22 protein-coding genes are annotated in these 20,552 nt (G+C 52.0%); 12 read left to right on the top strand and 10 right to left on the bottom strand.

The features are described 5' to 3' along the window. From VGJ94_11130 to VGJ94_11120, 3 genes are all read left to right on the top strand, one after another. The coding region (locus tag VGJ94_11130; protein ID HEY3277164.1) for an efflux RND transporter permease subunit at positions 1-2,167 on the top strand (2,167 nt) is incomplete at its 5' end. A gap of 28 nt (positions 2,168-2,195) precedes the next feature. Beyond that, positions 2,196-2,426: a hypothetical protein gene (locus tag VGJ94_11125; GenBank protein HEY3277163.1), complete on the top strand. Its 231-nt coding sequence runs from the start codon at positions 2,196-2,198 to the stop codon at positions 2,424-2,426. A 180-nt stretch (positions 2,427-2,606) separates the two neighbouring features. Continuing rightward, positions 2,607-2,891, top strand: a complete 285-nt coding sequence (locus tag VGJ94_11120; protein ID HEY3277162.1) for a helix-turn-helix domain-containing protein — start codon at positions 2,607-2,609, stop codon at positions 2,889-2,891. Here VGJ94_11120 and VGJ94_11115 read toward each other — a convergent pair. The 3 genes from VGJ94_11115 to VGJ94_11105 are packed head-to-tail and all read right to left on the bottom strand — an operon-like array spanning position 2,888 to position 5,846. After that, complete coding sequence (locus VGJ94_11115) at positions 2,888-3,955, bottom strand: 3-isopropylmalate dehydrogenase (GenBank protein ID HEY3277161.1); 1,068 nt, start codon at positions 3,953-3,955, stop codon at positions 2,888-2,890. The two genes, VGJ94_11120 and VGJ94_11115, sit on opposite strands and share 4 nt — an antisense overlap. Beyond that, complete coding sequence (gene purD, locus VGJ94_11110; protein HEY3277160.1) at positions 3,956-5,248, bottom strand: phosphoribosylamine--glycine ligase; 1,293 nt, start codon at positions 5,246-5,248, stop codon at positions 3,956-3,958. It lies immediately after the preceding gene. A gap of 7 nt (positions 5,249-5,255) precedes the next feature. Then, positions 5,256-5,846 carry a hypothetical protein gene (locus tag VGJ94_11105; protein ID HEY3277159.1) on the bottom strand — a complete coding sequence of 197 codons (591 nt, stop codon included), beginning with the start codon at positions 5,844-5,846 and terminating at the stop codon, positions 5,256-5,258. A 279-nt stretch (positions 5,847-6,125) separates the two neighbouring features. On the opposite strand from VGJ94_11105, the gene VGJ94_11100 reads away from it, so the two are divergent. Then, the gene (locus VGJ94_11100) at positions 6,126-7,151 is read left to right on the top strand and encodes a zinc-dependent alcohol dehydrogenase family protein (protein HEY3277158.1); all 1,026 of its coding nucleotides are present in this window, start codon (positions 6,126-6,128) and stop codon (positions 7,149-7,151) included. A 15-nt stretch (positions 7,152-7,166) separates the two neighbouring features. On the opposite strand, the gene VGJ94_11095 is transcribed toward VGJ94_11100, so the two are convergent. Next, on the bottom strand, positions 7,167-8,081 hold the full coding sequence (locus VGJ94_11095; GenBank protein HEY3277157.1) for a phosphatidylglycerol lysyltransferase domain-containing protein: 915 nt from the start codon (positions 8,079-8,081) through the stop codon (positions 7,167-7,169). Between the two features lie 88 nt (positions 8,082-8,169). Between VGJ94_11095 and VGJ94_11090 the strand changes: the two genes are divergently transcribed. The 6 genes from VGJ94_11090 (at position 8,170) to ispG (ending at position 13,231) form a co-directional block, all read left to right on the top strand. Then, positions 8,170-9,102, top strand: a complete 933-nt coding sequence (locus tag VGJ94_11090) for a MoxR family ATPase (GenBank protein ID HEY3277156.1) — start codon at positions 8,170-8,172, stop codon at positions 9,100-9,102. Positions 9,103-9,146: 44 nt separating this feature from the next. Further along, positions 9,147-9,437, top strand: a complete 291-nt coding sequence (locus tag VGJ94_11085; GenBank protein ID HEY3277155.1) for a hypothetical protein — start codon at positions 9,147-9,149, stop codon at positions 9,435-9,437. Further along, a complete protein-coding gene (locus VGJ94_11080) occupies positions 9,434-10,000 on the top strand; it encodes a DUF58 domain-containing protein (GenBank protein ID HEY3277154.1) in 567 nt (188 codons plus the stop codon). Before VGJ94_11085 ends, VGJ94_11080 begins: the two co-directional genes overlap by 4 nt. Beyond that, complete coding sequence (locus tag VGJ94_11075; protein ID HEY3277153.1) at positions 9,990-10,517, top strand: transglutaminaseTgpA domain-containing protein; 528 nt, start codon at positions 9,990-9,992, stop codon at positions 10,515-10,517. Before VGJ94_11080 ends, VGJ94_11075 begins: the two co-directional genes overlap by 11 nt. Continuing rightward, positions 10,490-11,941: a transglutaminaseTgpA domain-containing protein gene (locus VGJ94_11070; protein HEY3277152.1), complete on the top strand. Its 1,452-nt coding sequence runs from the start codon at positions 10,490-10,492 to the stop codon at positions 11,939-11,941. Before VGJ94_11075 ends, VGJ94_11070 begins: the two co-directional genes overlap by 28 nt. Positions 11,942-12,163: 222 nt before the next feature. Beyond that, entirely contained in the window at positions 12,164-13,231 is a 1,068-nt protein-coding gene (ispG, locus tag VGJ94_11065; GenBank protein ID HEY3277151.1) for a flavodoxin-dependent (E)-4-hydroxy-3-methylbut-2-enyl-diphosphate synthase, read from the top strand. Positions 13,232-13,238: 7 nt separating this feature from the next. Here ispG and VGJ94_11060 read toward each other — a convergent pair whose 3' ends face one another. The 5 genes from VGJ94_11060 to VGJ94_11040 all read right to left on the bottom strand — a co-directional run bounded on the left by VGJ94_11060 (position 13,239) and on the right by VGJ94_11040 (position 17,821). Continuing rightward, a complete protein-coding gene (locus tag VGJ94_11060; GenBank protein HEY3277150.1) occupies positions 13,239-13,820 on the bottom strand; it encodes a CDP-alcohol phosphatidyltransferase family protein in 582 nt (193 codons plus the stop codon). A 9-nt stretch (positions 13,821-13,829) separates the two neighbouring features. Next, entirely contained in the window at positions 13,830-14,921 is a 1,092-nt protein-coding gene (locus VGJ94_11055; protein ID HEY3277149.1) for an inositol-3-phosphate synthase, read from the bottom strand. Positions 14,922-14,960: 39 nt separating this feature from the next. Beyond that, positions 14,961-15,512 (bottom strand): Fe-S-containing hydro-lyase, encoded by a 552-nt coding sequence (locus VGJ94_11050; protein ID HEY3277148.1) that lies wholly within the window; start codon positions 15,510-15,512, stop codon positions 14,961-14,963. Positions 15,513-15,555: 43 nt separating this feature from the next. After that, positions 15,556-16,395, bottom strand: coding sequence for a fumarate hydratase (locus VGJ94_11045; GenBank protein ID HEY3277147.1), 840 nt, complete (start codon positions 16,393-16,395; stop codon positions 15,556-15,558). Between the two features lie 76 nt (positions 16,396-16,471). After that, a complete protein-coding gene (locus VGJ94_11040) occupies positions 16,472-17,821 on the bottom strand; it encodes an NADP-dependent malic enzyme (protein HEY3277146.1) in 1,350 nt (449 codons plus the stop codon). Between the two features lie 402 nt (positions 17,822-18,223). Between VGJ94_11040 and VGJ94_11035 the strand changes: the two genes are divergently transcribed. After that, complete coding sequence (locus VGJ94_11035) at positions 18,224-19,348, top strand: glycosyltransferase (GenBank protein HEY3277145.1); 1,125 nt, start codon at positions 18,224-18,226, stop codon at positions 19,346-19,348. A gap of 138 nt (positions 19,349-19,486) precedes the next feature. Then, positions 19,487-19,756, top strand: a complete 270-nt coding sequence (locus VGJ94_11030) for an HU family DNA-binding protein (protein HEY3277144.1) — start codon at positions 19,487-19,489, stop codon at positions 19,754-19,756. Positions 19,757-20,208: 452 nt separating this feature from the next. Here the strand turns inward: VGJ94_11030 and VGJ94_11025 are convergent, their stop codons facing one another. Then, the gene (locus tag VGJ94_11025) at positions 20,209-20,487 is read right to left on the bottom strand and encodes a 4Fe-4S dicluster domain-containing protein (protein ID HEY3277143.1); all 279 of its coding nucleotides are present in this window, start codon (positions 20,485-20,487) and stop codon (positions 20,209-20,211) included. Positions 20,488-20,552: the final 65 nt, after the last annotated feature.

Below are 20,552 nucleotides of genomic sequence, written 5' to 3'. Positions count from 1 at the left end.
GATTAACGAGAAGGTGGCGGAGCTCAATAACAAGATCCTTCCGAAGGGGATCAAGATAGTTCCTTACTACGAGAGATCGGAGCTCATCAATACGGTCATAGTAAAAGTGATTGAAACGGCCGCGACCGGGGTGTTTCTCGTGGGAATGGCCCTTTTTCTGTTTCTGGGAAATTTAAGGGCCGCAATAATCACTGCCCTCGTCATCCCCATCTCTCTCGGGATTACCCTTGCCCTCATGGCTATTACCGGCGAATCGGCAAACCTGCTTTCCATCGGGGCGATCGATTTTGGGATAATCGCGGACATTGCCCTTGTTCTCACGGAAAACTATGTGAGAGTCGCGAGGAAGCAGGCGGGAAAGAAATATACTTCCGGTGACCGGTCGCTTGTCAAGGCGATCGGAGAGGTCGGAACCCCGATCATGCTTCTCGTGGCTATCATTGTGATCGCCTTCATCCCGATCTTTACCATGAAAGGCGCGGAAAAACAGATCTTTTCGCCCATGGCGAAGACTTATTCCTATGCCCTTTTCTTTACTCTCATCCTCACTTTTACCTACCTCACCGCCTCGATCCACACCTTTCTTGAAGGCCATGAAGGCAAGGATTTTAAATTCGTCGAGGTGATGGCAGAGCGTTACTCGCGCTTCGTCTCATTCGTGCTCGCGAATTCGAAGGTGGTGATGGTGGTCATCTCCAGCGTGATATTGGCGGGATTCGTCGTCGGCTATGCGATTATAGGCACCCAATTCCTTCCGAAGATGGATGAAGGCAATATTTACACCAGAATAACCTTTCCCTATTCCATATCCTTAAGTAAGACTCACGAAAATGCAAAAAAGGCGCGTGATTTTCTCATGACCTTCAAAGAGATAAAGACGGTCGCGGTGAGAGTGGGAAGGCCGGAGGACGGTACCGATGCAACCGGACCCTTCAACAGCGAGTATTTTATGGGTCTCAAGCCTTATGGCGAATGGAAAAGGGGCATCACCAAGGAGCGCCTCGAGGAAGAAATACGCGAGGGGCTGACACGGCTTTTTCCCAATGTCAGCATAAACGTGTCCCAGTACATGCAGGACAACCTCGAGGAGATGACGTCGGGGGTTAAGGGTGAGAATGCGGTGAAAATATTCGGAGAGGACCTGTATGAGCTCGACAAGGTCGCCCGGGATGTGAAAGCCGCCCTTGAAACAGTGCCTGATGTGAAAGATGTGGGCATTTACAGGGAGATAGGACAACCGAACCTCCTGATCGAGGTGGATCGTGAAAATGCCGCGGCAGTGGGTTTGAGCGTCCAGGAGATTCTCGACATGGTATCGGCGGCGCTCGGGGGCAAGGTGGTGAGCCAGATCATAGAGGGGGAAAAGAATTTTGCGCTCCAGGTGAGTTTTCCCTATTATTATCGACAGCAGCCGGAGAGGATCGCTAACATCCCCATAGTGCTGCAGTCAGGCGGCGTGGTGCCTCTTTCGAGGGTGGCGAAGATCCATTATGAGACCGGCGCCTCATTCGTCTATCGCGAAAACTACAAGAGGTTCATCCCCGTGAAATTTAATGTTGTATCGAAAAACCTGGGCGGCACGGTCGAGAAGGCTCAGAAAGCGGTATCGAAGGTGAGGATGCCGGAAGGCTACTACATGCAATGGAGCGGCATGTTCAATGAAATGAAGGAGGCCTTCCGGAGGTTCTATATCTCCATCCCGGTCGCCATTTTTCTGATTATCATTCTTCTCTACGTGTTTTACGGGAACGTGAGAAATACACTCCTCACCGTGGTGGCGCCCATATGCACCGTATTTGGTGGCTTGGTGAGCCTCCTGGTGACCGGCCAGTCCCTGAGTATTTCCGCGATCGTGGGTTTCGTGTCGGTCATCGGGATTTCCGCTTTCGATACATGTATAGTGATCAACCATTATATAGAAGTCTATAAAGAGATCAAGAACAAGGAGCAGGCAACCCTGGAGACGATCAGAGAGAAGTTCAGGTCTATTCTCATGGTTGGCCTCGTGGCGTCCCTGGGCCTGCTTCCCGCTGCATTGTCTCATGGTGTGGGGAGTCAGACCCAAAAACCTCTCGCCATCGTGGTGGTAGGGGGGATGCTGATCGGCACGGGGATTCTTCTGATTGTCGTGCCTTTGCTCTTTAAATATGTGGAAGTGAACGAGTAGCCGTCTCATCAGAAAAAGGGGGTATGGCATGTCCGAATTTGTGAGGATCAAACATTACGTCTTCAATCTGGAGACTATCACGTATATCCGCGTGACCGAGAGCTGTATCGATTTCGGCTTCACCTTTCCGACAGAGAGACCGGGAGGCCCCAATTTTGTGCGTCTTGAAAAAGGCTCTGGACTTAGCGAGGGGGAGTTTGAAGAGGTGAAGGAGTTCGTGCTGAGTCTGCCTGATCCGGACCGGGTAATCGTAGTATAGAGGGCGTTCGGGACACTGATAAGGGATACTGTAAAGAGTTAACATAATATCTCTTATCAGTACTAAAAGAAGTTGAAGAAAAGTGACGTATCACCTTGACAAGGAAAAGGGCTTTTTGTAGACTTCTCCTAGTTATCATAGACGAAGCTGACCGCCTCACAGGCAAAGAGAACTCTAATCATGCTGATAGGAACTACCACGAAGATTAAACCGAATGATTCCGAAGACATTTCTCATCTTATTAAAGTAAAGCTTGAGCATGTGGTAGATAGTTTGCTTGCATCGAAAGGCCGAACAGATAACATACTTCTCGACGTACACCAGACCATCGAGAAGATATTTATCTGTTCGGCCATGCGCCTCAAAAATGATAATGTTACCCAGGCCGCGAAACTCCTGGGCATCAGCAGAAACACCCTGAGCAAAAAACTGCGTGAAATAAACGGGAACGGCAATAGCGACTAGATCGTCGCAACTATCCCGGCAATAAGATCTCCCACCTCACGGGTACCCATCCCCATTTTACCCGCTTCCTGGGATTTGAGGTGTTTTGCGATCGCCTCCTGGACGGCCTTCTCGATCAGGTCGGCTCCTTCCTGTTCCCCTATGAATTCAAGCAGCATCCCTCCTGCCAGTATGGCGGCAAGGGGGTTGATCACATTGAGGCCCGTATATTTCGGGGCCGAGCCTCCGATGGGTTCGAACATGGAAACGCCTTCAGGATTGATATTTCCCCCGCAGGCAACTCCCATGCCGCCCTGTATCATGGCTCCGAGGTCAGTGATGATGTCGCCGAACATGTTATCGGTGACGATCACATCGAACCATTCAGGATTTTTCACCATCCACATGCAGGTGGCGTCCACATGGGCGTAATCGGTGGTGATATCTTTGTACTCCGTAGCGACTTCATAAAACGCTCTTTCCCAGAGGTTGAAGGCGTAGGTGAGCACATTGGTCTTGCCGCAGAGGGTAAGTTTCTTCGCTTGATTCCTTTTTCGGGTATAGTCAAAGGCGAACCTGAGACATCGCTCGACGCCTTTACGGGTATTGATCGATTCCTGAATGGCGACCTCGTCCCTGGTCCCTTTCTTCAGGACACCTCCGGCGCCCGCGTAGAGGCCCTCGGTGTTTTCCCGTACTACCACGAAATCTATCTCCTTGGGTCCCTTGTTCGCGAGGGGCGTCTCCACGCCTTCGTAAAGTTTCACAGGTCTTAGATTGATATATTGATCCAGCTCGAAACGCGCTTTCAGAAGTATCTCTTTTTCCAAAATACCGGGCTTTACGTCCGGATGTCCTATGGCGCCTAGAAATATGGCTTTGAACTGCCGGAGCTCCGACAGGATACTTTCAGGAAGAAGGTCTCCCGTCTTTTTGTACCGCTCACCGCCAAGGTCATAGTGAGTGTATCTGAGTGTGAATCCCAGCCGGTTCGATGCGGCGTTCAGTACCTTTATGCCTTCCGCCACGACCTCGGGACCTGTCCCGTCTCCGGGTATTACCGCGATATTGTGTTCCCTTGCCATTTAGACACCTCTTTCTTCGATAAATTTTATTGCCTTGCCGCCTATATCTTTCCTATACTGCATCCCCTCGAACTCTATAGACGATATGGCGTCATATACGTTTCTCACCGCATCTTTATAGGTATCGCCTATTGCGGTGATCCCCAGGACCCTTCCTCCTGATGTATAGTAGGAGCCGCCTTCCTTTCGGGTGCCGGCATGGAAGACCGTCACCTTGTCATGACCCCTGAGACCCTCGAGTCCCCTGATTATCTTTCCCTTTTCGGGGTTCTCCGGGTATCCCCCCGATGCGATTACCACGCATATGGAGACGCCGGGTTTCCATGAGATGGGGCTGACCGAGTCTAATCCCCCTGTCGCCGAGGCGATGAGAATGGGGACGATGTCGCTCTCCATCTTAAAGAGTATGGGCTGCGTTTCGGGGTCGCCGAGACGGGCGTTGAATTCTATCACGTAGGGATGATTGTTCTGGAGCATGAGCCCGCCATAGAGGACTCCCTTGTACTGGATGCCCTCTTCCGCCATGCCCCCGATGGTCCGCTCCATGATCTCCTTCTTGATCTCGGCTTCCAGGGCGGCCTCGATAAAAGGTATAGGCGTGTATGCCCCCATGCCTCCCGTATTCGGTCCCCGGTCGCCATCGAGAAGCGGCTTGTGGTCCTGGGCCGGAAGCATGGGCAGTATGGTCTTTCCATCAGTGAAGGCAAGGTAGGAGGCCTCCACGCCCGGAAGGAAATGCTCGATAATGATATTCTCGCCCGCTGCCCCATACACCTTGCGGACCATAAGGTCGTCGAGCACCTTCTCCCCTTCTCCCCCGTCATGAATCACATAGGCGCCCTTCCCCGCGCAAAGGCCGTCTGCTTTTATCACATACGGAGGAGCAATGCTCCGCGCGTAGCGCAGTGCCTCGGAATGGTCCATGAACGCCTTAAAAGGCGCGGTGGGAATATTGTTGCGCTCCATGAGCTCTTTTGAAAATATCTTGCTCGCCTCTATCTGCGCACCTTTCATACAGGGTCCGAAGATGGTGAGGCCTTCCCTTTCGAAGAGATCGACGATGCCGGCCGCCAAAGGGTTCTCCGGGCCCACGATGACGAGCTCTATATTCTCCTGTTTGGAAAAGCGGAGAAGGCCGTCCATATCGCCTGCGTTTATGTTTACACACTCGGCTACATCCGAGATGCCCCCGTTCCCCGGGGCACAGAAAATAGCGCTTACCATGGGCGACTGAGAGATTTTCCACGCCAGGGCATGCTCCCGGGCCCCACTTCCTATGATAAGTACTTTCATCGTATGTTTAGCCTTTTATTCCGGAGAGATAGGCGGTGATCGCCTGATCGTAATCGGCGGTAAGGGCGAAGACCTTTTTTGCAAGATAAAACCTCAATCCTTCACTCGTTTGACCGTTACGGGCTTTCATCTCTTCCATAACCTTGCCGTAATCAGCGGGATCGGTTACCACCGCCACATATTTGTAATTCTTGGCTGCCGCCCTGATCATAGACGGTCCGCCGATATCTATATTCTCTATTGCTTCCTCGAAGGTACAGCCTTTGGCGACCACTTCTTTAAAGGGATAGAGATTTACCACGATCATGTCGATATGCTTTATATCGAGCATCTTCATCGCCTTCTGGTGCTCGGCGTTGTCCCGTATATTGAGAATGCCTCCATGTATTTTCGGGTGAAGGGTTTTTACCCTGCCGTCCATAATCTCCGGAAAACCCGTGTATGAGCTTACCTCCACCGGATTGACGCCGATGCCGTCAAGAAATTTCTTCGTCCCTCCGGTTGATAATATCTCCACACCGCGATCCTTAAGGAAAAGGGCCAGATCGGATAACCCTTCCTTACTCGAAACACTTACTACCGCCCTTTCAACCTTCATGTGAGCCTCCTCCTGCACCCTTTTAATATTCTGACGAAACATTTTACCCGAGGCGCCGACGTGCACCTGCCTTTAAAGACCAATACCGGCTGGGAAAAAAGTCGTTGCGTGGCACCTGACCGATTTTGCGCTCGCCCGGGTCGGCTTCACCGTCACGTTTCCCCGACATCCTTTATGGACAATTCCGCAAACAAGAGTTATTATACTAAATTCTCGACGCTCGTTTTGTCAATATAATTCAAAATGCACAAAAAAACCAAGGCGAGGGAGGAGCACGGTATGAAAGCAATGTTGTTAAAAAACATCAGACGGCTTGAACCCGGAGTGGACCCCCTCGAGACAGGAGATATTCCCCTTCCGATCGAAAGAGATGACGAGCTTCTCGTCAGGGTCTCGACGTGCGGCGTCTGTCACACCGAGCTCGATGAGATAGAAGGAAGAACCGCGCCGGCACGACTCCCCGTGGTGCCCGGCCACCAGATAATAGGCAGGGTCGAAAGAGCGGGGCAAAAGGCTACGCGGTTCAAAGAGGGAGACCGGGTAGGGATCGCGTGGATCCACTCGTCATGTGGACGATGCGCTCATTGCCTTAAAGGGGACGATAATCTGTGTGATGACTTCAAGGCCACGGGCAGGGATGTCGACGGCGGGTACGCGGAGTATACCACAGTGTCCGAAGAGTTCGCATTCCCCGTCCCGCAGATGTTCTCCGATGCCGAGGCAGCCCCCTTGCTCTGCGCCGGGACCATCGGCTACCGCTCATTGAGGCTCACGGGAATGAAAGACGGGGAGAGCCTGGGACTCACGGGGTTCGGCGCCTCCGCCCATCTCGTGATCCAGATGGCACGGCATAAATACCCCAATTCACCGGTTTTTGTATTCGCGAGAAGCGAGACGGAGCGGGATTTTGCGATGGCTTTGGGCGCCCGATGGGCGGGGGCGATCGAAGACCATTCGCCGGAGAAGCTCCACGCAATAATCGACACCACGCCGGCATGGAAGCCGGTTCTGGAATCCCTCAAGAACCTTCATAAGGGGGGAAGACTCGTAATCAATGCGATACGTAAGGAAGAATGGGATAAAGAGTCACTCCTGGCCCTCGATTACCCGGCTCACCTGTGGCTTGAAAAGGAGATTAAAAGCGTAGCCAATGTGGCCCGTCGGGATGTAAGCGAATTCCTCCTGATGGCGGCCGAGATTCCGATCAAACCGGAAATAGAAGAATTCCCCCTCGAAGAGGCGAATAAGGCCCTGTGGGAATTGAAGGAAAGCAGAATAAGGGGCGCCAAGGTCCTTGTCCTGTAAAGGGAGGCTCTTTCCCTATGCCAGGGTAATGCGGAACTTCTCGACCATGTGGTGAGGCTGGTAGGAGAGTTTTGCTTCTCGAAGCCCCGGCAGGCCAAGATCCTGCTCCCGGTTGATGTAGAGGATGCCCTCCCAGCCATTTTCTGCAAACTGCTGATTTATCACGGTATAGAGCTCTCCAATCTCCGGATTGGCCTTCTCGATGTGGATTACGGCAGTATCGGGGTTTAATAGCTCCCCCACGGTAAAGGCCTCCACCCTGCCCTCGACCATCACGACCCCCCCCTGGAGCTTCAGCGGAGTAAAATTGGCCGTGATCTCCTTGATGGCCTCCCATTCTCCGAGAAGGCTCAAGTCCTCATCGCACCTGCGCATACTGCACCATTTGGACTGAAGGTCGAGACATGCCTCGAGATGTTTCTCCTCAAGAGGCGCATACTCGAAGACGTGGGTCCTCATGAGCTTGTTGATATGGTTCCTTTTTGTACGGTACTTGTTGCCGGCGAGGCGGGTCAAATCCTCTTTCAGGTACACGTAGTCGAAATGGTCCCTGATGGCTTCGATCGAAAGGCCGGGTGACCCTGCGATTTCACCTGCAAGCCTTGCATCTACCCTTTCCATCGACGGCGCGGGGTTCTTCTCTTCTTCCCTGAGCCATGAGAGGATCATGGCGACTACCTCATTCCGGGGCCCGGGACCAAGGGGCTGCATCGCGTAAGTCGCCCCGCCGTTCTCCCTGCCCAGGACCACAATCCACTCTTCGTAGAGGGACCATTGGAAATTGTAATGGTTCCGCCAGACAAAGAAGTTCGTGAAGGTCATTTCCGAGGTTTCGGGCCGGTACGCATGTAACCGCTCGGCAAATATGGTATAATCTTCCAGTTCGATGGGCTTGAATTGCGGAAAAGAAGGGAGTTCACTCATAGCCATATTTCAATACAAAATACCCTCTTTTGTCAAATGAGCGATTCTCATCGGGTGGTCCCCAACGCCCTTCCGGTGCCGGACCCTGATACGCATGAAAACAAAGAGCAGTAAAATTGAGCATATAATTTCAGGTCTTTCACGGTTCCTTCAGGGGAAGGAGAAGGCGCTCCGCCTTGCCCTCGTCTGTTTCTTTTCCAAAGGTCACCTCCTTATCGAGGACTTACCCGGACTCGGAAAGACTACTCTTGCCATTGGAATTGCAAGGTCCCTCGGCCTCAGCTTCGGAAGGATCCAGTGCACGAGCGACCTCTTGCCCACCGATATAACGGGATTGTCCATATATAATAAGAATAAAAGTGAATTTGAATTCCATGCAGGGCCGGTATTCAATAATATCGTGCTCTGCGACGAGATAAACCGGGCTACGCCAAAGACGCAGAGCGCCCTCCTCGAGGCTATGGGAGAAAAGCAGGTTACCATAGAGGGGAGGACCTACAGACTCCCGGAAATCTTCTTTGTGGTCGCCACTCAAAATCCCAAGGAGCAGTACGGCGCTTTTCCTCTGCCCGAATCCCAGCTCGACCGCTTCACTATGAAAATTAATATAGGATATCCGCCAAAAGAGGCGGAGAAGGAAATACTGAGAATAGGCAGCACCAGAGAGGAGATTTATTCCATCGAACCTGCAATGGAGCGGGAGGAGGTCGCGGACCTCCAGGATAAGATCACAAAGGTAGTGTATGTATCCGAGAAGATACTCGATTATACGGTCGCCATAATAGAGGCGACGAGAAGGAGCGAATACCTGAGGGCAGGCCTTTCGACCCGTGGCGCCCTCAGCATGATCACTACCGCAAAAACGAACGCCTATTTCAAAGGGAGAGATTTCGTCATATCCGAGGACGTCAAAGAATTGGCCGGGTATACCATACCTCACCGGGTCTTGTTCGGCGATGAATACGAAAGTGTTGATAAAAGGGAGATTATTACATCCATAATAGAGCAGATACCCACCCCGGCCTGATCAAAATTACAAAAGCAGGCTTCATTTATATCGGCCTCACCATTTTGATAGGCGTATCCGCGGTAAATACGGGCAATAACCTCATGTATCTTACCGTCTCGGCCTTGCTTGCCCTCATGGCGATCTCCGGATTTTTCGGAAAGGCGAATATCTCGCACCTTTCGGTGAAGGTGGACACGCCGGAAGAGGTCTTTGCCCATACCTCTTTTCCGCTCAGGGTTACTCTAAAAAATGATCGCTCTTTTTTCCCCGCTTTTCTGACCAAGGTACATATAGCAGGCCAGGAACTGCTTTCCCTTTTGTGGAGAGCCGGTCCGAAGCGGTACGCCACATGAGTATCTCTTTCGAGGAAAGGGGAAACCATCTCATCGGCAACGTATATGCCTCTTCCATATTTCCTTTCAATTTCTTTACGCGGTTCACAAGGGCTTTTCCGGAGGCGAAGCTGCTCGTTTTTCCAAGGCTTAAAAAGGGGGCCTTTGCCGCCGGAAGTAAAGGAGCGAGAAATGTGAAGGGAGAAACCCCTTCCCTTAAAACCGGTTACGAGTCCGAAATGGTCGCAATAAGGGATTATGTGACGGGAGATCCCCTTAAATACATTAACTGGAAAGCCACGGCCAAGACGGGAATTCTCAAGACCCGGGAGTTTTCCGCCCCTTTATCGATCCCGCTCATTATCGATTTTGATGTCGTGGAGGTTGAAGAGGTGGAAGAAAAGATTTCGCGCGTATCCTACCTCCTCTCACACCTATTCAGACAAGGGGTTCCCGTAGGGCTCAAGATAAAAGGTAAATTGTTCGAACCTTCCCTCTCCTCCTCCCGCAGAATCGACATGCTAAGGGAGCTTGCCCTCTACCCGGGCGGGGTCCCCTCTCCTCGGAGTCTCCATGATAGGTGAACGGGCCGTATGCCGGGTCCCGGGGGCGCCGATAGGAATCGCGGCCGGGACGAATTGTTTCACCTATCTCATCGGCATACTTGCCTATTCCTCGGTAATGAGAGAAGTGGAGCTTCTCTTTGCCTGCACGTGTGCCGGTCTTTTGGTGTTATCCGCCTATAGGGCCTTCTCCAGGAAGCCCGGCCTGAGCCGATGGATCCTCAACATACTCTCCTTTTGTGTGATTCTCTTCGCCGTTTACAGGTTCAATGTGGATGATCTGGTCGTCCAGATGGTGGAAGCCCTCATGGCGCTGCTTTGCATTAAATTCCTCGAGGAGAGGAAGGTAAGGGATTATATGCAGATATATGTGATCTCCCTTCTGATGGTAGCCGGCTCCGGTTTGCTCTCCCCGGGCATCCTCTTTCTCGTGAATTTTTCTCTCCTGGTCCTTCTCCTCACTACGGCGTCCGTCTTTCTCTCTTATTATGCCCACGACCCCACCCTGGAATTGCCCCGTCGGATTATTGGCAGATAGTAAGAAACTCCCTCTTTATTCCTGTCCTGGCAATTCCCGTGGCCGCCCTCCTCTTTTTCGTGCTTCCCCGCACCAGTTACCCCCTTTTCAATCTCCTCAGCCAAAAGGAAAAGGCTCATACGGGCTTTTCCGATCATGTGCAGCTTGGTGCGGTCTCCTCCATCCAGGAAGACTCGGCTGTGGCATTCAGAGTTACCATGCGCCCCGTCGGACAACACAATCTTTACTGGAGAGGCATAGTCTTCGACCAATTCGATGGAAGGGGATGGAGTAGCTCCGGACGTCCCGTCCCCCTGCCTTCCGGCGCGCCGGAAGGGGAATCCGTGATCCAGACTATTTACCTGGAGCCCAGGGAGACAAGATATCTCATCGCCCTGGACAAGCCGGACTTTGTGGCGATGAAGAACGCGAGCCAGGTGGATGACGGCTCCTTTGTCTCTCCCGCCATCCTCTCCGGAAGAACCAGGTATATGGCGCGCTCGACCTTGTCGGAATGGTTTCCTGAGCGAGGGACGGATATGAGCAGATACCTTCAGGTGCCGGATAATATGCCAGGCCCTCTTCTTCGGCTCGCAAAGAGGCTGGGGGACGGGAAGACTGATATGGAGCGGATCCGGTCGGTCTATCGATACCTGAATGACGGGACCTTCCGCTATTCCCTCGAAAATCTGCCGGTTACTGCAGAGCCTGTTTCGACTTTTCTCTTTCAGACAAAATATGGCAACTGCGAATATTTTGCGTCTTCCTATGCAATTATATTAAGGCTTCTCGATATCCCTTCCCGAATAGTGGGTGGATATAAGGGCGGCCAATATAATAGTATGGGCGGATATTATCTGGTGCCGGAAAAGAACGCCCACGTCTGGGTTGAGGCCCACCTGAAGGGAAAAGGATGGCTTCGCATAGATCCCACGCCGGCCGGGATTGGACAGTTTCCTTCCTCCGAAAAGGAACATCTGTTCATGAGGGCAGGTCTTTTTTTCGACACCTTGAACTATTACTGGTATGCCTTTGTCATAAACTATAATCTCGAAAAGCAGCTTTCCCTTGCCAGGGCCATGAGAGGCGCCTTCAGGATATCCCGTACTACCGGAGCCCCTGTAATTGAATGGAAGAAATGGGCCGAATATACGGGTTTCATCTTATTTGGATGTACGGCTTGCGTCTTCCTCCGGAACGTGCGCCTGAGACGAAGGTCCCGGGAGGAGAAGCTTCTCATTGCCTTCGTAAGAAAAATGGAGAGATCGGGGTACCATAAGAAAGAATCTCAGGGGCTGGAAGAGTTCATTTCCACTATCGGAGACCGAAGGATCGGGCAGCTCGCTTCGGAATTCGTAAAGGAATTCCAAGCCTTCTATTTTCGCGATCTCCCTGTCTCGCCGAAAGAGGCAAAACATCTGAAGCGGAGAATCAAATCCATATAATCCCCTTCTCTTTTACTCCATCTCCGATGCCTGACTTAACGAGGTGAGACGTTGAAAATTAGAGAGAACCTGATTAAAAAGTCATCTCTATCCGGCCTAAATTGCAAATCTTTTAAAACATCCGTTGACAAGGTTTTTCAAAGAATGTATAAATGAACTGATTTCAACACTTGTGACGCTCCGGCCGGTTTCCCATTTGACACAACGAGGTTCCTTCAACACATGATAAAACGAAAAAAAACCAAAACGATAAAGGTTGGAAATGTGGCGGTAGGGGGCAATAACCCCATCGTCGTCCAGTCCATGCTTAAGACCGATCCCGAGAATTATCAGGAGACCCTCCATCAGGCGAGGGAATTGAAGAAGGCCGGCTGTGAGATCGTGAGAATTGCCCTGCCGGAGGTGGAGACGTGCAGGATTCTTCCTTTTTTAAGACAGGAAGCAGATGTCCCGATTATCGGAGATATCCATTTTAATCATAAAATAGCCCTGAAGGCGATGGAGACCGGTATTGACGGAATAAGGATAAATCCGGGCACCATCAATAACGTGAGAAAAGTAAAAGAGATTGCGGCACTCGCCAAAGAAACGGCAACACCGGTGCGAATCGGTATCAACATAGGCTCAATGGAGAAAAGACTCATCCGGGGCAACCAGGGGCGCCCGGACGCGAAGGCCATGGTTGAGAGCGCCCTCTATTACACAAAGCTCTTCGAAGACGCGGGTTGGACCGAGTTGAAGGTCTCCCTCAAGGCTTCCAATATCTTTGACAGTATCGAGGCATATAAAAGATTTTCAAAAGTGTCCGATTATCCCCTTCATGTAGGGATTACCGAGGCGGGACCCGTTTTTTCAGGCGTCATTAAATCGGCCATCGGCATAGGGATATTACTTAACGAGGGCATCGGAGATACCATACGGGTATCGTTGACCGGAAATCCCTCATATGAAGTGATTGCCGGATACCATATCCTTCGGGACATGGGGCTGCGAAAGACGGGAATCAATATCATATCCTGCCCCACCTGCGGCCGGTGCAAGACAAACCTTCCGGAGATCGTGGAGGAATTCGAAAAGGAAGTCGCCCATATCGGCATCTACCTCGATGTAGCCCTTATGGGGTGCGAGGTGAATGGACCGGGTGAAGCGAAAGAGGCCGATTTGGGTGTGGCCTTCGGAAAGACTAAAGCCGTCCTTTTTGCAAAGGGAAAGATCGTGAAAACGGGCATACCGAAAGAGATGGCCAAGGACGTCCTCAAAGAAGAGATCTTCAATCTCGCGCGCGTCTGAACGTCCCTCAACCCAGTGACGGACTTTTTGCGTGGATGATCCTTTGCAGTACCGTGACATGAGTCAGGACTGCAAGGACCAGGATCGCGTAATGAAGAAGTCCGAAACACAAGCCGCACAATAGAATAATAATTCTTTCAGGTCTTTCGAGAAGTCCTGTGTTCGAGGGAAGTCCCGCTGCGTCCGCCCGAGCCTTTACATAAGGGATAAGGGCTACTCCTATGGCCGCGATACACGTGGCGATTACATCGAACATGTTCCCCTCTGCCGCGAAACGGATAAGTATGGCGCCCATGATCAGGAGGTCTGAATACCGGTCCAATACTGAATCGAGAAAGCCGCCGAAAGGGGTGATGCGGTCCGTGCTTCTCGCCAGAGCTCCATCCATGAGATCGAGTAAGCCTGAAAAGGCCAGCACGAAAGCTCCGAGGACCGGACGGCCGAATAATATGACCAGGGCCGCGGCAAAAGCGACGACTGCGCCCAGGAGGGTAAGAGCATTAGGGCTTATGGTCTTTCCCATGGGAAGGACGCGATATACCTTCAAAATGAACGGGTCCAGGGAGTGGCCTATTTTTGAGCTGATCACGGGGAATTCCTATCTTTCTCTCTCCCCTCTTATGAACTCCTCCACCATTTCGCGTGCAATATCATCTGGATATTGTCTCATGGGGTGTTTCATGGTATAGGCGGAGATGGATTGAAGCACGCCCCCTATTCCCCGGTCTCTTGCGATCTTACAGCATCTGATCGCATCGATGATGCAGCCCGCGCTGTTAGGCGAATCCTCCACGGATAGCCTCATTTCGAGATTTATCGGGATATCGCCGAAAATTCTCCCTTCGATCCTCATAAAGCAGACCTTATTATCCTGTTGCCATGGCACATAATCGGACGGACCGATATGAATGTTATCGGGAAGCATGGGTATATCGAGGGCGGACTGTACGGCCTCGGTCTTTGAAATCTTCTTTGACGCAAGCCGCTCCCTGTTCAACATATTGAGGAAATCGGTATTTCCTCCTGTGTTCAGCTGGTATGTCCGGTCGATTTTTACTCCCCGGTCGTTAAATAATTTTGCAAGGGTCCTGTGGATGATAGTCGCGCCTATCTGGGACTTTACGTCGTCGCCGATGAGAGGGATCCCTCTCTCCATGAACATGTTCGCCCAATGGGGATCGGAGGCGATGAATACGGGGATGCAGTTGATAAGGCTTACCCCCGCCTCGAGACAGGCACGGGCGTAGAATCTGGCAGCCTCCTCCGACCCCACGGGAAGGTAATTGATCAGTATCTCGACCCCGCTCTGCCTGAGGGTGGCAACCACATCCGCGGACGCCTCGTCCGAAGGAAGGAAGGTCCTGCTTTCAGCGTACTCTTTCATATGAGGAGAGACACCGTCGAGCAAAGTCCCCATCGAGACCGTCACATCCGGAAGGAGAAGGTTCGGATCAATAGTTTTGGTGCAGTTGGGGGCAGAGAATATAGCCTCCCGAAGCGGTTTGCCTACCTTTCGGCGATCGATGTCAAAAGCGGCCGCAACCGTGATGTCCTTGGGTTCATACCCGCAGATCTCTTCATGCATGAGACCTATGGGAGGACCGATCTTCCTTGAATAGTAACTAAGGCCCTGGACCAGGGAACTGGCGCAATTGCCTACACCGACGATTCCGACGCGAATCTCTCCCATGATAACCCCTTGTGTATATATTATATGGTACGGGCGTGATTACTTTCGATACTGCGTAATGCCCGCCTCATACAAATCATTCCCGTAAATGTCGTTGATCACAAACAAAGGCATATCCTTTACACCCAGTCGCACCACTGCCTCGGGTCCCAGATCTTCATATGCTATTGTTTCGAAAGAGGTTACGCATTTCGAGAGGAGCGCCCCGGCCCCTCCGGTGGCGCCGAGATATACTGCCCTATACTGCTGCATTGCTTCTCTTACTGCGGCCGACCGTTTTCCCTTCCCGATCATTCCCCTGAGGCCCAGGGAAAGGAGGGCCGGAGTGTATGCATCCATTCGGGAGCTCGTGGTCGGGCCGCATGCGCCGATGATTTTTCCGGGAGAAGCCGGCGAAGGACCACAGTAATAGATAATCTCCCCTTTAATAGAAAAGGGGAGATTATCTCCCGCCTCGAGGCTTTCCACGAAGCGCTTATGGGCGGCGTCTCTTGCGGTATAGATGAAACCGCTGAGGAGGATTTTATCCCCCGCATTGAGCATTTCTACCACCCTGTTATCCAAAGGGGTCTGAATCCGCCTTATCTCCACTTTTACCCTCGCGACCGTGCCGTATACCCCTGTGACTATATTATTATATAATCATCCTTTTCAGCCTGTGAGCGTGGCACTGGATATTTACCGCTACAGGAAGGGACGCGATATGGCAGGGCATGACTCTAATATGGACGTCGAGAGCAGTTATTCTCCCTCCATACCCTTGCGGTCCGATTCCCGTCTTGTTTATTTCGTTTAAAAGATCTGTTTCGAGTGCGGCCACCTGGCCATCTTCATTTCTTGTGCCATAGGGTTCCATGAGCGCTTCCTTCGAGAGAAGCGCACTGGTCTCGAAATTTCCGCCTATCCCCACACCTACCGTTATCGGCGGACATGGATTGGCGCCGCCTTTCCTCACCATCTCGAGCACGAAGGATTTGATGCCTTCTCTGCCTTCCGAGGGCACAAGCATCCGGACTTCACTGTAGTTCTCGCTTCCCCCTCCCTTGGGGAGTACGCTCACCTTCACCCGGTCCCCCGGCACAATTTTCATATGGAGAATGGCCGGCGTATTATCGCCCGTATTTTTTCTCGAAAAAGGATCACAGCAGGATTTTCTCAAGAAGCCTTCTCTGTAGGCACGCCTTACCCCGTCGGTAACTGCGTCTTCGAGAGAACCTCCATAAAAGTGAACCTCCTGTCCGATCTCGAGAAAGGTGACGCCCAGCCCGGTGTCCTGGCACACAGGTATGGACTCTTCCCCGGCGATGTCGGCGTTCTTTATCAGTTCTCTCAACACTTCTTTCCCTGCGGGAGATTCCTCCTCCTCTATCGCACGGGTGAGGGCGATCTTCATCTCCTCCGACAGGTGTCGGTTAGCATCTACAAAAAGGCTTTCGATCGCAGCCTTGATCTCATCCACATGGATTTCTCTCATACCTGTCTATCCCGCCCTTTTTCTCTGCAATAAAATATCAGGCTCTAAATCCGTCCGGGAACTGAACGATCCCGCACTATTTTTCGTGATAGGGAGCTATGATCTCTTTTTCCATGAGCAGGGATACTTCATCACGCGCCCTTCGGATCTTGAACTCAGCCATGCGGAAAAGCTCCTGCTCGCTTAATTGGAGCCGGGCCACGCCCTGAGTCATCGCCATCTTGGCGACTGCCACTGCCTCTCTCGGGAAAACCTCCCAGTCATCCATAGTGGGCAGCAGATAATCGTCGCGTAAACCCCTATCACGGGCACATTGTGCCAATTCCTGCGCAGCGGCTATGCACATTTCGTCCGTAATGGTCTTCGCCATAACATCGAGGGCCCCCCTGAATATGGCGGGAAAACCTACCGAATTATTGACCTGATTGGGGAAATCACTTCTGCCGGTGGCGACGATCCGTGCGCCGGCCTCTTTGGCCTCCCAGGGCCAAATCTCCGGAACAGGGTTTGCGCAGGCAAAGACTATCGCATTATCGGCCATGGCGGAAATCCATTCCTTCCGTATCACGTCCGGGCCCGGTTTGGAAAGGGCGATTACCACGTCCTGTCCCTTCATGGCCTCTTCAATCCCTCCGTCCCTGTTCTCACCATTTGTGGTAAGGCAGAACTCAAGCTTTTCTTTCTGGCCGGGTTTGATGTCATCCCGCTTTCTGTTGAGGATGCCCTTGCTGTCTACAACCACAAATTTTCGCGGATCTGCCCCCGCTTTGATGATCATTTTCGTGATGCACACATTGGCGGCGCCCACGCCTATCATGGTGATGCGTGCATCCTCAATCTTCTTATTCACTATCTGTAAGGCATTAATGAGCCCCGCGAGCGTGACCGCGGCGGTACCCTGCTGGTCGTCATGCCAGACGGGAATGGTGGCCTCAGCGCGTAACCGGTCAAGAATATAGAAACATTTGGGATTCTCTATATCCTCGAGATTAATGCCGCCGAAGGAGGGCGTAAGGAGCTTCACGGTCCTGATGAACTCGTCGGGATCCTTCGTATCGAGACAAATAGGGAACGCGTCGACGCCGCCAAGATATTTAAAAAGCAATGCCTTGCCTTCCATTACGGGCAAAGCCGCAAGAGGTCCTATATCTCCGAGGCCGAGGACTCGCGTACCGTCCGTCACGATCCCCACCATATTCGCCCTGTTGGTATGCTCAAATACCTTTTCCGGGTCCCTGTATATCTCCATACATGACGCCGCGACCCCGGGCGTATACCAGATCGCAAAGTCTTTTATGTCCCTTATCACGCACTTCGGAACAATCTCTATTTTTCCCTTGTAGAAAGGGTGCATTTTCAAAGCGTCCTCAGAGGGCTTTTCTGCCTTTGCCAAAAGCTGCTCTTTGGTCATTTCCGGTTCCTTCATCCTTCCTCCTTATCCTCCGGCTCGCAAATGCCGCACATACAACATTCTATAGCTAATCACCATAAATGAAAAGAAAAATTTCCGGCCCCTCCGGCGACCGGCATTATGAGAGAAGATCGAAGGCACGAGCGGGACTGAATCACGAAGTCCCTTGACTGAATTAAGAGAAGGCGATTATAATTACAGACGTTCGAAAGTACGCGGGATCGGCGAAACCGGTTCCGCGTGCCCGACTATCGAGATATGCGTATAGCCATATTCATGCCCCTTTTAAGGGGTCAAGACCGGTGTGATGCTCAATATTGGACCCGGAGCACAGCCCTCCTTGCCGACGGACTTTCCCGCAGAGGCATTGACGCGACAGTTGTGCCGCGAAAGAGTGGACCCCTTATAGATCAATGCATGGGCATAGCGGAGTTTTGTGAAAAGGCGGGGGAATTCGAACTGATCCACGGGTTTTTCGATCCTTTTTTCGCGACCTATGCGGCGATGTGCAATACCCCTACCCTCATAACCATTCCTAATTCGTTGGAGACCTCCGCCCTGCGCGTCTTCAGGCGATATAATGACAAAATACGGTATGTTTCCTTCTCCGACAAGAGACGCAATCCCGGGTTGAAGTATATCGCCTCTATTCTGCCGGGAATTGCGATCGAGAATGATTATACCCCTTCGGATCCCGATGAATATGTTCTGTGCCCCGGCTACGGCCTCACAAAACATGAGATTGCCTTTGCGGCGGATATGGCGAAAGGAAGTGCAGGTCGACTGGTAGTCACGGGAAGATCGACTGACAGGGCGCAGTATGATGCAGCCATTCGCTCGGGAACAAGTATGGGGACGTGCTTCTTTGAAAGCCCGAGCCTCGCGGAAGAGGCGGATCTATACGGCCGTGCGTGCGCAATTCTCTGCCCGCGAAAAAGGGGCTGTGTCATCTCCCCTTTTCTCGCGGCGATGACATACGGCACGCCGGTGGTAGCATTGACGGGTGGTGGAGTTGCAGATCTTATCGTTCCGGGAGTTACCGGATTTCTCGCCTCTTCTGCAGGGCATGGGGCGGAACTGCTCACCCGCGTGAGAGAGTTGGACAGGACCGTGTGCCGGAACGAGGCGCGTCTTCGTTTCAGTATGGAGACAATGATCGATTCTTATGCCCGCCTCTTTTCAACTGTCATAGAGCAGACCGGAAGGGAAGACCACCGTCCATGGGGGTATTACGAAGTGCTGGTGGATGAAGAGCAATATAAGCTGAAGCGCATAATCGTCTATCCGGGAATGAGACTGAGCCTCCAGCGCCACGCCTTTCGCTCGGAACACTGGTGCATCGTCTCAGGGAAGTGTCTTGTCCGTTGTGGGGACACTGAAAAGACCTTGAAAAGCGGGGAATCGATCGATATACCTGAGAAGTCCCTGCACCGTATACAAAATGCAGGCTCCGACAATCTTATTTTTGTGGAGGTCCAGAGAGGAGATTATTGTGGCGAGGACGACATAGAGCGGTTTGAGGACGATTACGGACGGGCATAGCCGCGAAACAACGGGCACGAAAATTGGGGCTACAGAAGAAAAACATATTGAATATTCTTTACCATAAGGTTTATAAAGTATTTGTAACGGTGGTTATTACGAGAACTGCCAAATTTAAATCTAAGGGAGGAATTAAATATGACAAAGTCGGAATTGATCGATAAGATGGCTTCAAATGCCGAAATCTCCAAAGTGGCAGCGACAAAAGCTCTCGACGCCTTCCTTGAAGGGGTAAAGGGAGCCCTGAAGAAGGATGAGCGCGTGACCCTCGTCGGATTCGGTTCTTTCTCCGTCTCCAAGAGACAAGCCCGTAAAGGCCGAAACCCCAGAACCGGCAAAGAAATAAAAATTCCCGCCCGAAACGTACCCCGCTTCACTGCAGGAAAAGGCTTCAAAGATTCCATATAACTAGTTGATGTTAAAAGAAGTTCCCCTAATGCCCCTCGATCGAGGGGCATTAGCTTTTCAAAATGACGGAACATCCAATAAGAAGATGTCCAGGCTTATGCTTTCGTCCCCTGAGGCGACAAGGAAGAGCGGACAAAGGGCGCGGTCAAAAGTGAGCTCCCCTCTGATAGAATCAGGCGGGCATCAAAATGGATACCTTCATCGAACGGCCGGCGTGATGTAGCTCGCAAGGCGAGCGAGAGGGGAAGGCTCCGCGGGCTTTGCCCGTGGAGGGGGCGACGCAAGCCCCAATAATTGCGAGCTGGGGAAGAAGGCAGCCCAGAGTCACACCCCGTCGCCTATTCTTTCGTCCCGTGAGGCGGCAAGGAGGAGCCGACGATGGCGTATTTATAATACGTCAAGGAGAGTGACGACGCAGACAACGAAGCGGGGCGGAAGAAGAGGCGACGGGGCTAACCGAAGCGGTATTGGATGCCGTAATCCCCTCTGGGATAGCTCCAGCTCAGCGCCCCGTCCTTACACGCCACAAGGCAGGTGCCGCATTCGAGGCAGCCCGCATACTCCACCACCATCTCGTCGTGCTCTTCATTATAAGAATAGAGGTGGGCGGGGCAGACGAAGAGGCAGGGACGCAGATCGCAGCGGGACCTGCATGTCTCGTGGTTGATGGTGATGTGGCTCTCTTTGTCGGTCTTGAACGCATCGAGGGCGAGTTTCTCTTCTATCTTCATATGTGTCTGATCCTGTAGAGGTCTTTCAATCTTTTGAGACTTAGGAGACCGGAGGACTTGAGGGT

This window comes from Syntrophorhabdaceae bacterium (assembly GCA_036504895.1).
Taxonomy (GTDB): domain Bacteria; phylum Desulfobacterota; class Syntrophorhabdia; order Syntrophorhabdales; family Syntrophorhabdaceae; genus PNOM01.
The sequence above is the reverse complement of the archived record's forward strand: the minus strand, read 5'-3'. Positions and strand labels throughout refer to the sequence as shown.